This is a genomic window from Marinobacter sp. SBS5, from assembly GCF_048285575.1.
GTDB lineage: Bacteria > Pseudomonadota > Gammaproteobacteria > Pseudomonadales > Oleiphilaceae > Marinobacter.
This window is the reverse complement of the sequence record NZ_JBLWAZ010000002.1, coordinates 254,496-267,465: the sequence shown is the minus strand read 5'-3', so window position 1 is coordinate 267,465 and position 12,970 is coordinate 254,496. Positions and strand designations below refer to the sequence as shown.

Sequence of the window (12,970 nt, the reverse complement as noted above, 5' to 3'; positions counted from 1 at the left end):
AGGTGACAAATTCTGACAGAAGGTGACAGGCGATGCCTATATGATGTAGTTATAACGTGTTTTACATTGTTTAACAGGTTTGGAACGGAGCATCTCCATGGCGCAGCACAATAAGGTCGTTCACTTGGGTGGCCAGACATCGGTAGGCAAGTTTTCGCTGCCGGTTGCGTTAATGCGACTCCGGGACACCTCCGGCCAATCCCTTAAAACGGTGCTTTCGCGTTTCTTTGAAGAGGCGGATGACAGCCTGTTTGCATTGGCTGACAGGGCTGGCTCGAATCAGGATCAGACCTCCTACTTCGACGCGATGCGCGAGTTGCGTTTGCGGCGCAAGTCCATGACCGTTTCAATCCTTCAGTACGTCAGTCAGGCCTTTAACGAGCTCGGACGTTTTAACCCGGCCCAGAGGGACGAGTCGTTAGAAAAAGTGGATCGCGATTCATTAAGCTTGGTGGACCACTCAGACCTCGAACAGCAGGTTGCGTTGGATAACCTGACTAACCGGTTGCGAAACCGTTATTCGGAAGTGTTGAGTTTGTTAGCGGCGAGAGTTCGCCACACCGTTCCTGACGTCTCTGTGACCGATGCCCAGATCCCGCTGAGCCCTGAAGTGTTGTGTGGTGCGATTGCAGAAGCCTGCTCTGATCTGGATATTGATATTCGCGCCAAGCTGGTGGTGCTGAAACTGTTTGAGCGCATGCTAACGGAACAACTCGGCGTGTTCTATCAAGCCTGCAACCAGACGCTGGTGACCCAAGGTGTGTTGTCTGATATGAAAGCACCGCCTCGTGCAGGTGCTCCCGTTCCACGCCAGCGTGGGGTGCCCTCATCAGATCGTGCGCGACAGGCTGATCTATCGAGCGAGACGTCCCAATACAACCAATCGGAAGTAACGCCTACGTTGAGTGAGTTGAGTGCGTTGCTGCACCAAACCGGTCATCAGGAGGCACCGGCTGAGCAGCCTGGAGCACAGGTGTTAGATACCGAACGGCTGATCAAGCAGCTGAGCCAGCTTCAGTCGACCGCTCAGAATGTCCAGAATGAGCAGGTTGTGCCATTGCGGGAGCAGTTACAGCCAGTGCTGCGATCTGCCGAAGGAGAGAGTGCTTCGGTTGGCCAGGTTGATGGTGATGTCATCAACCTCGTATCGATGTTGTTTGAGTTTATTTTGGAAGATCGTCAATTGCACCCGGTTATGAAGGCGTTGATTGGGCGGCTTCAAATACCTGTGCTGAAAGTGGCGCTGAGTGATCGCAACTTCTTCAATCGAGGGGGACACCCGGTCCGAAAGCTGCTGAACGAACTGGCGTTGGCAGCGATAGGTTGGACCGAAAAACGTCCCGGAGTGCGGGACCCGCTGCGCGATAAAATTGAGGCAGTGGTTGAACGCGTATTGTCCGAGTACAACGATAACGTGGGGCTGTTCGAAGAGTTGGTAAAAGACTTCGGTCACTTTACGGACCTGGATCGCCGCCGCAGAGAATTGGTGGAGCAGCGGCTCAAGGATGCCGAAGAGGGAAGGGCTAAGCAGGAGCGGGCTCATCAGGCCGCCGCTGAATTGGTTCGCCAACAGATTAAAGAGCATGAGCTGCCAGAGCCGGTTCTGCAGATTATTCATGACCCGCTTTCGCGATACCTGCAATGGGTGGTTTTGCGTCATGGTGAGGACAGCCCGTTATGGGCTGGCGCCAGTGAATTAATCGGTCGATTGGTGTGGAGTGTCGATCCACGCCCGGTTACCAGTGATACTCGTACAGAGCTGTTGCGGACAATTCCGGGTGTCGTTGAAGGGCTGAGAAAAGCGTTGCAGGAGATTTCCTGGGATCCGTTTGCGACCGACGCGGTGATCAGAGATCTGGAGCTTGTGCACGTTGATGTCTTGCAGACCCTCGTGACCGCACCGGTAGAGTCTCCGGCAGAGGCTGTCAACTTTGCGGAAACTGAATTCGATGTCCAGGTCGATGTTGAGCCACCGTTGCTGGAGCCAGAAGAGACCGTTGAGGCTCTCAAAGAATCTGACCCTGGCGAGAATAAGAATGATACGGCTGGCTCGGTTGAACTTGTTGATCAAGCGGTGCCTCAAGAGCGACCGGCCATCGCAGCTCAGCAGTGGCTTGATGCCGCCGATCAATTGAGCGTGGGCTCTTGGCTGGAGTTAAGCAAAGAGGGTGTTCGGGTTCGCTGTAAACTGGCGGCCTTCATTAAAGCGACCGGTAAGTACATCTTTGTGAATCGTAACGGTGCCAAGGTTGCCGAATACCTGCGGGATGACCTCGCCTTGGCGATGCAAGACGAGGAAATCACGTTATTGGATGATGGCCTCATCTTTGATCGAGCCTTGGAATCCATCATTGATAACCTCAGGCACAGCCGAAAGGACTGATTGATGCCGGGGCTGTCCGGTAATTCGTGGCATATGTAAACGCTTTGTGATTCAATCGACTGTCATGAATCACTCATTGCCCCTACGGATGAGCCTTGCCAAACACACGATCTGACCTTGTAGAAACATTTACTTCCACCGCGGAGTTCGCCGAGCAGGTTGATACGCTGCGAGCGACCGGACGGTTTCCTGGAAGCCGGTGGTGCCCATCACCAAACTTTGGTGCCCGGCCAGATGGCGCCGGTATCACGTTGCTGGTCGTGCATAACATAAGCCTGCCTCCCGGACAGTTTGGCGGTCCATACATTGAAGACTTCTTTTGTAATCGTCTTGATCGACATGCCCACCCCTACTTTTCCGAAATAGCCGATATGCAAGTGTCTGCCCATGCACTGGTGCGGCGGGATGGCACGGTCGTTCAGTTTGTTAGCTGCCTTGACCGTGCCTGGCATGCCGGCCGCTCCTGTTTCGGGAATGAGGAAGAATGCAACGACTTCGCCATTGGGGTAGAGCTCGAGGGCGCGGATGACGTTCCTTACACTGAACATCAGTATCAAACTCTGGCTCATCTCACTCGATTGACGATGGCGGCTTGGCCTGCAGTAACCCCCGACCGAATCACCGGCCACAGTGATATTGCCCCGGGCCGTAAGACAGATCCCGGTCCGGCTTTCCATTGGCCATACTTTAAAAACCTTGTTCGCGCCTCGGAGAAAGACTGAATGGTTCTGGTGATTTTTCTGCTGGCTTATGTGATACGCCGAAAGCTGGACCGGCAAGAAGCGTTTAGCAGTGACGGTTTTTGGCGAATCTGGTTTCAGCAGGGCGCAACAACCAAAGCCGGGCATGAAGAATCTTTGGTAAAAGGGTATGCGCTCATCGTATTGCCCGCGATTTGCTTGGTGCTATTAACGGTGTTGTCACAGCAGCTAGGTTTCCGGTTAGCTGTCTATCCGTTGGAGATGGTGCTGCTTGTCCTTCTGATGGGGGTGCCGGGTTGGCAGGCATCGCTGAAAGCATACTCTGAGGCTTGGAGCCGAGGTGATATGCAAGGTGCATGGCATCACGTTAAAGACCGGCTGCCAGCCGATGAGCGAGGCGCAGCGCTGTCTCCTGAAGCGATGCATGTGTCGGTTACCAAGGCATTGATTATCTCTGTGTTTGATCGCTTCTTTTTGGTTGTGTTCTGGTACGTCATCGGCGGTATTGGGGCTGCGGTGCTGGCTCGTGGTGCCTTGGCTTTGGCTGAGCATTGGCCGCAAGCCAGCGCACGACCGGCCTACCGAAAAATGGCTGACTGGATTGGCTGGCTTCCGGCAAGATTGCTGGCTTGCACGTTCGGACTGGCTGGCGATCTGTCGGGCTGGTCTCGTAAAGTCAGGCAGGTTGTGCCCGGTTTGAAAAAAACAACGACGGAAGTGCTAATGATTTCCGCCAACGGGTCGTTAACCGGGTATGCACTTGATCCTGAACGGTTCTCGGAGTTGCACCCGGAAGACTGGCCCCGTTTTGGTGGTCGCAGTCTGATCGCTATCAGGGATTTGCTGAACCGCAGCATGCTGGTTTGGATTTGTGCCATTGCGTTGCTTGTCATTGCGGGCGTGGTTTAGGTCCATTACCACTTTGGAGCGATTAAAATCCTTCAGCTGTGAGTGAAAATCAATAAATAAAATAGATGGTTCGGTTTTCGAATCTGGGCGAGGGCACTTTGAACTATATAATTAATCCAGCGATTGCATTGATGAACCGGCTGCCGATGGTTTACAAGTTCAGCCTCATCAGCATATTGTTTCTAGGCCCGATTCTGGTCCTGTCCTGGTTGGTTATTTCTGGTCTCAACCAATCTGTGCAAACCATGAACCGTAGTATTGATGGGTTGGTCGAACTTCAGACTGCTGATCAGTTGCTGAGCGCGGCAATGGATTTTCGTGACTACAAGGCCCCCGCCATCCTCAAGGAAGATCCTGCTCTCGCTGAAAAGGCCGATCGTGCCGCGAAGAAGGTCGATGAACTGCTGACAGATTTGGCGGAACCCCGCCGTTCGTTTGATGCTTCCGGTTCCTGGCAGGAGCAGATTCTGGCGCTGCAAAAAGATTGGCGTGCGCTCCTGAAGAGCAACAGCTATCAGGGCAGCATGGACGCGCAGTTCAAGTTTTATCAAGAGTTCGTTCAGAAAGTATTGGCGGTGTTGCCTGCCACGATGGAAGTGTCTGGCTTGGGGCAAGATGCTTCCCGTGAGAACCAGTTGTTGCTTGGGCTGGTGCGCGATGTGTTCCCGGACGCTCGCAATGCCATTGGTAGTGCTCGTTCTTACGGTATTTTCTCGTTGGTAGAAGGCCAGGTGGGCTATGCCATGAGCGAGAATCTGAACGAGATCTTCGATCGTTTAACCAACCGAAGCTCTCTGCTATCTCCCAGCTTGGTTGTGGCAAAAGACACTTCTCCCGAGCTTGCCGAGTCTCCAGCGCTGCCTCGCGTGGATGGAAGCCTGCTTGTTGTAAGGAACGCATTGGACTTGAAGGTAATTACTCCGATGCGACTGGAAACTCCGTGGCAAGAATACGATGCAACGGTTGCGGCCGAAACCAAACACTTCGATGCGCTCACAGCGAAAATTTTTGAAATTGTGGGGGTTAATCTGGAGCGCCGATTGGCGAGTGAAACTCGTCAGCGCACCACTATAGTCGTGTCCTTGATCGCGGTGATGTTGGTTGTGGTGTACTTGTATATCGGTTTCTTTATGTCGGTCAGGGTTGCCATTAATCGCTTCAGCACCGCCGCCAGAAGCGTGGCTGCCGGTGATATGACCACTCACATCGAGCTTTCCAACCGTGATGAGCTGGGCGAGCTAACCTCCGAATTCAACAACATGACGGACAAAATCGCCGAATTGATTCGGTCCGTCAGTGCTACCACCGCCGATGTGGGGCTGCAGGCCGTCAGAGTTAACGATACGGCGGCCGCGAACAGTGAAGCTGTGGCGCGCCAGATGGATGAAAGCAGCCAGATCAACGAAGCCATGGGGCAAATGGTGGAAGCGGTCAACGAAGTCACTGAAAGCGCCCACAGGGTTGCTGACAGTGCCGGTAGTGCCGAGCGCGACACTGAAACCGGGCGGCAAGTGGTTGCGGATACGGTTGAAACGATCAACAAACTGGCCAGCGAAATAGCCAGTGCTATGGAGGTTATTAACCGGGTTAACAAAGACAGCGACAATATCAGTCAGGTACTGGTTGAAATCAAAGCCATCGCCGAGCAGACCAACTTGCTCGCGCTTAACGCGGCCATTGAGGCAGCGCGGGCTGGAGAGTATGGCCGAGGCTTTGCGGTAGTTGCTGATGAAGTGCGCTCTTTGTCGCAGCGAACACACAAGTCCACTGAGGAAATCGAAGACATGATTTCCCGCTTGCAGGGCGGTGTGAAAGAAGCGGTATCCGCCATGACCAGCAGCCATGGTGCGACTGAGCTGACCGTGCAGAAGTCCACGGAAGTGACCCAGGCATTGGATAGCATTGCTCACGGCATTTCGGAAATTGTCGATATGAGCCACCAGATTGCTCAGGCAGCAGAAGAGCAGTCTGCAGTGGCGAAAAACGTGAATGCCAACGTTGAAAGCATCGGTGAGTTGGGCGAGAGCACGGCAGAAAACGCGCAGGAGACGTTGGATTCTTCTCGCCAGATGTCAGACCTGACCGCATCACTTCAAAAGCTGGTTGAGACGTTCAAGGTCTGAGGCAAGTCGCCGCTGAGGGTTTGTCAGAATCCGGCCTTTAGAGGCCGGATTTTTTTTGTTCCCATAGAATTTCTTTGGCACCTTCCCTGCGGGCCAATACCCGAGACACAACGAACAACAGATCCGAAAGCCGGTTCAGATACTGGCGAGCACCGGCATTGATTTCTTCTTCCTGGCTTAGGCCAACCACAATACGCTCAGCGCGCCGACACACTGCGCGGGCCAAATGACACTGTGCAGCAGCGGGAGATCCACCGGGCAGGATGAAGTTCTTCAGAGGGGGCAGGTCTTCGTTGTACTCGTCCAGCACTTGCTCCAGCCAGTTGATGTGCTTTTCGCCAATCATCACGCTGCCGGGAATCGCAAACTCACCGCCAATGTCGAACAGGTGGTGCTGGATACGGCGGAACAGTTCTCCCAAAGCATCTTCAGTCGGTAACGTCTCGACAAGCATGCCAATGTGGCAGTTGAGCTCGTCAACGGTACCCATGGCCTCGACGCGCAGGGCATTCTTAACAACGCGATTGCCGTCTGCCAAGCCGGTGGTGCCGTCATCGCCAGTTCGGGTATAAATCTTGGATAGGCGGTTGCCCATATAGGTTGCACTCCTAGTCTAAGAGATTCGCTCTAGTTGTTTTACTTGATAGGTGAGCATCTGATTCACTGGTGTGTCGATGCCGTGTTCGGCACCAAGGCGCGCCAGATAACCGTTAATGAAATCGATCTCCGTAGGGCGCCCAGCCAATCTGTCCGCGCGCATGGATGACGTATTGGCTGCGGTTTTGCGCGCTACGGTCTCAATGGCCTCCCTTAACGCCGTGGGAGTCCTTGGAGGTTGGCCGCTGGCGGTCAGCAGCTCGCTGATCTCGTAGCACAGAGGGTCAATCCATTGTTGGTAAAATGGATGGTTCAGGATCTCGCCGTTCGGGCAGTTCAGGATGGCGGTGAACGCATTGATGCCAGCGTTGATGATCAGCTTTTGCCAAAGCCTGTTGAGAATGTCGGATTCAGCCTGAACGCTCAAGCCGCTTTTGGCGAGCGTGGAAACCGTTTTCGGAACCTGAGCTTCGCCTGCCGGTGTTAAAGCGCCTATCCAGGTTTCACCTTGCCCGGCGTGCACGGTCAGCCTGTCTGCAGGGCGGTTCGCACCCTCGGTGGTTGTGGCGGCAAGAACAGGGCGGTTTAGCCAGGTTTCGGCAACACGCTGTTGGCTGCCAAGGCCGTTTTGAAACAAGACGATCGGGGTGGTCTCGGGCAGTCGGGATACTAACGTCTTCAGAGCGTTCAAGGTATCGCCGGCTTTGGTGGTGACGACCAGCAAGGAAGGCGATTGAACGTCGGTTAGCCAGGGGATTTGGACAGATACGTCCGGCCCTTGGAGGGGCCGGAAGAGGTAGGCGAGTGGTTCGACAGGCTGCTCTGGACGGGGCACAAAAGCCACCTGCCCGGCAGGCAGTTTGGCGGCCCAAAGCCGGCCCAGAGAGCCGGCTCCCAGTATCGCAATCATAGTCTTACATGGCCTCGATTTCGGCTCGCTGTGCGCTCAACCGCTGCAGGCTGCCTTGCGCATCGCGCAGTTTGCCTTTCTCTTTCTCGATCACTTCAGCCGGAGCCTTGGCGGTGAACTTTTCATTGCTCAGCTTGCCTTCAACCCGGCTGATTTCCTTTTGCAGTCGATCCAGCTCTTTGTCCAAGCGCTTGAGTTCGGCATCTTTGTCGATCAAGCCAGCCATTGGTACCAGAACTTCCATCTCGCCAACCAACTGAGTGGCGCTCATGGGGGCTTTCTCTGTGCCCAGCCATTCCAGCTTCTCAAGCTTTGCCAAAGACATCAGGAACTGACGGTTGGCATTCAGGCGGCGTTCGTCTTCGCTGTTACCGCCTTTGAGGAATACCGGTACTGGCTTGCCCGGTGAAATGTTCATTTCACCGCGGATGTTCCGAACAGCAACGATAACGCCTTTCACCCACTCGATATCGGCTTTGGCGGTGGCATCCTGTTTGCTCTCTTCAGGCTGCGGGAACGGCTGCAGCATGATGCTGTCGCCGCTCTTGCCGGCCAGAGGAGCGATACGCTGCCAGATTTCTTCGGTGATGTACGGCATCATCGGGTGCGCCAGGCGCAGGATCGATTCCAGAACACGAACCAGTGTACGGCGGGTGCCGCGCTTGGCTTCAGCGCTGCCGCTGTCGTCGCTCAGGCAGGGCTTGGCGAGTTCCAGATACCAGTCGCAGTACTCGTTCCAGATGAACTCGTACAGCGCGTAGGCGGCCAGATCAAAGCGGTACTGTTCCAGGTGACGAATCACTTCCTGCTCGCAGTGCTGCAGTTCGCTGATGATCCAGCGATCAGCTAGAGACAGCTCTACCGGCTCGTCATTCACACCGCAGTCTTCGCCTTCGGTGTTCATCAGCACGTAGCGCGCGGCGTTCCATAGCTTGTTGCAGAAGTTGCGGTAGCCTTCGAGTCGCTTCATGTCCCAGTTGATGTCACGGCCGGTGGTGGCCATGGCTGCAAGGGTGAAGCGCAGGGCGTCGGTGCCGTGGGCGGCGATGCCTTCCGGGAATTCTTTCTGGGTGCGTTTGCCAATCTTTTCAGCCAGCTTGGGCTGCATCAGGTTGCCGGTACGCTTTTCAAGTAGCTTGTCCAGACCAATGCCGTCGATCATGTCCAGCGGGTCGATGACGTTGCCCTTGGATTTGGACATCTTGTCGCCGTGTTCGTCGCGGATCAGGCCAGTTACGTACACGGTCTTGAACGGTACTTGTGGGGTGCCGTCTTCGTTCTTCATGAAGTGCATGGTCATCATGATCATCCGGGCAACCCAGAAGAAGATGATGTCAAAACCAGTCACCAGTACATCGGTCGGGTGGAAGGTTTTCAGGCGCTCGGTGATTTCCGGCCATCCCAGAGTACCGAAGGTCCACAACGCGGAGCTGAACCAGGTATCCAGCACGTCATCGTCTTGCTTCAGTTCCATATCGGCGGCCAGGCTGTGCTTCTTGCGCACTTCGTCTTCGTCACGGCCAACGTAGATGTTGCCTTCGGCGTCGTACCAAGCTGGAATCCGGTGGCCCCACCACAGCTGTCGAGAGATGCACCAGTCTTGAATGTCACGCATCCAGGAAAAGTACATGTTTTCGTACTGCTTGGGCACAAACTGGATGCGGCCGTCTTCTACGGCTTCAATCGCTGGTTTGGCTAGTGTTTTAGCGTCGGCAAACCATTGGTCGGTGAGCATCGGTTCGATGATCAGGCCAGAGCGGTCACCACGAGGTACGCTGAGTACATGGTCTTCAACCTGTTGCACCAAGCCGGCAGTCTCCATGTCGGCAACGATTTGCTTACGGGCTGCTTCGCGGGTCAGGCCTGCATAGGCTGCCGGCATGCTGCCGTCGATGTCGGTGTTTTCGGTGCCGTCGCTGTTGAAGACTTCGGCGACTTCACGGATGTTGGCGTCTTGGGTCAGGACGTTGATCATCGGCAGGTTGTTGCGTTTGCCGACGGCGTAGTCGTTGAAGTCGTGGGCCGGGGTAATTTTTACGCAGCCGGAGCCTTTTTCCGGGTCGGCGTGGTGGTCGGCCACGATCGGGATTCTGCGGTTTACCAGCGGCAGCATGACGTGTTTGCCAATCAGGTGCTGGTAGCGTTCGTCGTCCGGGTGTACGGCGACGGCGGTGTCGCCAAGCATGGTTTCGGGACGGGTGGTAGCGACCACTACGTAGTCTTTGCCGTCTTGGGTGGTTGCGCCGTCAGCCAGCGGGTAGCGCAGGTGCCAGAAGAAGCCTTTCTCTTCTTTATTTTCCACTTCAAGATCGGAGATGGCGGTGTGCAGTTTCGGGTCCCAGTTGACCAGTCGCTTGCCGCGGTAAACGAGGCCGTCTTCGTACAGGCGGATGAACACTTCCTGTACGGCTTTGTAGAAGCCTTCGTCCATGGTGAAGCGTTCGTTGCTCCAGTCTACGGAGTTGCCAAGGCGGCGCATCTGGCGGGTGATGGTTCCGCCGGATTCTTCTTTCCAGTCCCAGATGCGTTTGATGAATTCGTCCCGGCCGAGGTCGTGGCGGGTTTTGCCTTCTTCTGCGGCGAGTTTGCGCTCAACGACCATTTGGGTGGCGATGCCAGCGTGGTCTGTGCCGACGGTCCAGACGGTGTTGTTGCCCTGCATGCGCTTGTAGCGGGTGAGGGTGTCCATGATGGTGTGCTGGAAGGCGTGGCCCATGTGCAGGCTGCCGGTCACGTTAGGTGGCGGAATAGCGATGCTGTAAGACTGGCCTTCTCCGCTGGGGCGGAAGTACCCTTTGGATTCCCAGTTTTCGTACCACTGGCGCTCGATGTTTTCTGGCTGGTAGGTTTTTTCCATGGGTTTCTGCAGTGACCGTTGGTTGATTCACGAGGGAAAGTTTGAAACCGGCGATTATACATGGTCGGTTTGGTTGCGGCGAACCTTCGGCTAAGTGCTCGTCCAGTAGCCTGCGGGTTTGGGTGCCTGCGCAGTTGGGATAAGCTTTCCAAAAACCGCTACGAGCACATCCATGTGCGCTTCTCTTCGGCCATCCATGGTCTCCGAAATTTTTGGAAAGCTTATCCCAACTGCGCAGTTCAAGCTCTGAGTTGTTCGCTTGTATACAAGTTTGCGTGGTTTTGATGTTCCTGCAAAGTCGTGAGCGACCGTATGCCTTTTGATGGGCAAACGTGTTAGTCAGCGTTTTCGCATGTCATGTACCCGCGCTTCGATACCCAGCTTTCTCAGCTGTTTGTAGTGGCCGCGCGCTTGGTTGAGTACCGCCGGGTCGTTTTGGGCGACCAGTGCCAGTCTTCGGTATTGGTCAGCCTGCTCCGGCAGGGTGGAAGACAGGATGATGACGGTGTCCCAGTCAGCAGCGGCCGGTGGGTAGAGTAGGATGCCGACCGGATCTGAGCACGGGGTGCTTGGATCGGTTGCGATGCTGTGGGGGATGAAGGCGTCTGGGGTGAAGTTCCAGAGTAGGTCATCGAGTTCTTGCGCTTGTTGCTGGTTATCGCAGAGCACGCACACACGGTCGCCTTGCTGCCAGGCTTTGTCCACGAGTTTGGTTGCGTGGAGGTTGCGGGCGGCTGGTGTGTTTTGGGCGAGGATGTGGAACCAGTAGCGCTGGTTTTTGGCGTCCTGGCCGGAGGGGCCGGCAGCTGGGCTGCCGGGCTCCGGTGGATTGGTTGGGGTGTTACCCTGCATGGGACATCAGGTAGTCGACCAGTAGGGGAACCGGGCGGCCGGTTGCGCCTTTGGCTTTGCCGGAGTCCCAAGCGGTGCCGGCGATGTCCAGGTGGGCCCATCGGTATTCTTTGGTGAACCGGGACAGGAAACAGGCGGCTGTGATGGTGCCTGCTGGGCGGCCGCCGATATTGGCGATGTCAGCGAAGTTGCTGTCGAGTTGGCTTTGGTATTCATCCCAAAGGGGAAGGCGCCAAGCACGGTCGCCAGTTCTTTCGCCAGCAGCTAGCAGTTCGTTGGCCAGTTCGTCGTTGTTGGCGAGCATGCCGGTTGCCTGATGGCCCAGCGCGATGATGCAGGCGCCGGTCAGGGTGGCTAGGTCGATGACGACTTCAGGGTCGAACTTTTTCACGTAGGTGAGGGCGTCGCACAGTACCAAGCGGCCTTCGGCGTCGGTGTTGAGGATTTCAACGGTCTTGCCGCTCAGGGTGGTGACGATGTCGCCCGGGCGTGTTGCGGAGCCGTCTGGCATGTTTTCAGCGGCTGCGATTACGGCAACTACGTTGATGCTGGGCTTGGTTTCGGCCAAGACTTTCATGGTGCCGAACACGCTGGCGGAGCCACCCATGTCGTATTTCATTTCGTCCATGCCGGCGCCGGGCTTGAGGCTGATGCCGCCGCTGTCGAAGGTGATGCCTTTACCAACCAAGACGTAAGGTTTTTCGTCTGCTTTGCCGCCGCGGTATTCCATGACGATCAGGCGCGGAGGCTGCGTGGAGCCTTTGCCAACGGCCAGTATGGTGTTCATGCCCATTTCGGCCATCTGCTTTTCATCCAGCACTTCGGTTTTGATGCAGTCGTGCTCTTTGGCCATGTTTTTCGCTTGCTCTGCCAGCCATACCGGGTGGCAAACGTTCGGCGGGGTGTTGCCCAAGTCGCGGGTGTAGTTCATGCCGCGGCCGGTGGCGAGGCCCAGGTTGAAGGCGTCTTTCTGCGACTGGTCCGCGTCAGACGCTTGAGCAATAACTTTGTTCAGTTTGCGGGCAGGTGGCTGCTCGCTCTTGAATCCGGTGAAGGTGTAAAGTTGCTCTTCCAGGGTACGGCCAAGCAGGTTCAAACGCGCGTCTTCTGAAGCGCTAGCTTCTGAGCCTTGAATCTTGGTGTCGGTCAGGCAGATGAAGACGCTGTTGGATGGGCCGTCTTTGAGTGCGCCAACGGCGGCAATTAGGGCTTTGCGGTAGTTGGCCAAATTGCGTTCATCATCTTTGCCTGTGCCGACGACAATCACACGCTGCCAAGGTTGTTCAGTCAGGGGCAAGGTGGAGACGGAGGCGTTTTTGCCGGTCAGGTCGCCCGCTTTTTCCAGTTGCTTGATCAGCCCTCCCAAAGCTTGGTCTGCTGCTTTGGTGGTTTCCGGCCACTCACCGTTTTCGGGCAGTCCGATAACGAGGCAATCGGTGTTGGTCGCCGTGATGGCTTTGCTGCTCAGGCTGAAATTCATGACAACTCCTGTTGTGTAATTCGAGTGTGAGGCCGAGTCCGGCTCTGCATGTTCACTAGGATTGGGGCTAAGCCTCGAATAATCAAGCTGACGGCCTATATTGCTTAGATGGCTTTAATGTATAAGCGCTTTACTGTCATTCGGCCGCAAGGTTACAT

Annotated in this window: 9 protein-coding genes; 4 read left to right on the top strand and 5 right to left on the bottom strand. The window is 55.6% G+C overall.

Translation table 11 applies throughout. The features are described 5' to 3' along the window. Positions 1 to 97: 97 nt before the first annotated feature. The 4 genes from ACNQ6O_RS06800 to ACNQ6O_RS06785 all read left to right on the top strand — a co-directional run bounded on the left by ACNQ6O_RS06800 (position 98) and on the right by ACNQ6O_RS06785 (position 6,116). Positions 98 to 2,383 carry a DUF1631 domain-containing protein gene (locus tag ACNQ6O_RS06800; RefSeq protein ID WP_418052481.1) on the top strand — a complete coding sequence of 762 codons (2,286 nt, stop codon included), beginning with the start codon at positions 98 to 100 and terminating at the stop codon, positions 2,381 to 2,383. A 167-nt stretch (positions 2,384 to 2,550) separates the two neighbouring features. Beyond that, complete coding sequence (ampD, locus tag ACNQ6O_RS06795) at positions 2,551 to 3,105, top strand: 1,6-anhydro-N-acetylmuramyl-L-alanine amidase AmpD (RefSeq protein ID WP_418052543.1); 555 nt, start codon at positions 2,551 to 2,553, stop codon at positions 3,103 to 3,105. After that, positions 3,106 to 3,993, top strand: coding sequence for a regulatory signaling modulator protein AmpE (gene ampE / locus ACNQ6O_RS06790; RefSeq protein WP_418052480.1), 888 nt, complete (start codon positions 3,106 to 3,108; stop codon positions 3,991 to 3,993). 98 nt (positions 3,994 to 4,091) lie between these two features. Next, positions 4,092 to 6,116: a methyl-accepting chemotaxis protein gene (locus tag ACNQ6O_RS06785; RefSeq protein WP_418052479.1), complete on the top strand. Its 2,025-nt coding sequence runs from the start codon at positions 4,092 to 4,094 to the stop codon at positions 6,114 to 6,116. Between the two features lie 37 nt (positions 6,117 to 6,153). On the opposite strand, the gene ACNQ6O_RS06780 is transcribed toward ACNQ6O_RS06785, so the two are convergent. The 5 genes from ACNQ6O_RS06780 to ACNQ6O_RS06760 form a co-directional block, all read right to left on the bottom strand. Beyond that, entirely contained in the window at positions 6,154 to 6,711 is a 558-nt protein-coding gene (locus ACNQ6O_RS06780; RefSeq protein ID WP_418052478.1) for a cob(I)yrinic acid a,c-diamide adenosyltransferase, read from the bottom strand. An 18-nt stretch (positions 6,712 to 6,729) separates the two neighbouring features. Continuing rightward, entirely contained in the window at positions 6,730 to 7,623 is an 894-nt protein-coding gene (locus tag ACNQ6O_RS06775) for a ketopantoate reductase family protein (RefSeq protein WP_418052477.1), read from the bottom strand. Between the two features lie 4 nt (positions 7,624 to 7,627). Beyond that, on the bottom strand, positions 7,628 to 10,480 hold the full coding sequence (locus tag ACNQ6O_RS06770; RefSeq protein WP_418052476.1) for a valine--tRNA ligase: 2,853 nt from the start codon (positions 10,478 to 10,480) through the stop codon (positions 7,628 to 7,630). 339 nt (positions 10,481 to 10,819) lie between these two features. Continuing rightward, entirely contained in the window at positions 10,820 to 11,332 is a 513-nt protein-coding gene (locus ACNQ6O_RS06765; RefSeq protein ID WP_418052475.1) for a DNA polymerase III subunit chi, read from the bottom strand. Then, positions 11,322 to 12,812 (bottom strand): leucyl aminopeptidase, encoded by a 1,491-nt coding sequence (locus ACNQ6O_RS06760; protein ID WP_418052474.1) that lies wholly within the window; start codon positions 12,810 to 12,812, stop codon positions 11,322 to 11,324. The genes ACNQ6O_RS06765 and ACNQ6O_RS06760 overlap by 11 nt, the downstream gene beginning before the upstream one ends. Positions 12,813 to 12,970 lie beyond the last annotated feature (158 nt).

Bases quoted from the DNA above. Each gene is read 5' to 3' on its own strand.
- ACNQ6O_RS06800 (WP_418052481.1), top strand. From the start codon at position 98: ATGGCGCAGCACAATAAGGTCGTTCACTTGGGTGGCCAGACATCGGTA.
- ampE (WP_418052480.1), top strand. From the start codon at position 3,106: ATGGTTCTGGTGATTTTTCTGCTGGCTTATGTGATACGCCGAAAGCTG.
- ACNQ6O_RS06780 (WP_418052478.1), bottom strand. From the start codon at position 6,711: ATGGGCAACCGCCTATCCAAGATTTATACCCGAACTGGCGATGACGGC.
- ACNQ6O_RS06775 (WP_418052477.1), bottom strand. From the start codon at position 7,623: ATGATTGCGATACTGGGAGCCGGCTCTCTGGGCCGGCTTTGGGCCGCC.
- ACNQ6O_RS06770 (WP_418052476.1), bottom strand. From the start codon at position 10,480: ATGGAAAAAACCTACCAGCCAGAAAACATCGAGCGCCAGTGGTACGAA.
- ACNQ6O_RS06765 (WP_418052475.1), bottom strand. From the start codon at position 11,332: ATGCAGGGTAACACCCCAACCAATCCACCGGAGCCCGGCAGCCCAGCT.
- ACNQ6O_RS06760 (WP_418052474.1), bottom strand. From the start codon at position 12,812: ATGAATTTCAGCCTGAGCAGCAAAGCCATCACGGCGACCAACACCGAT.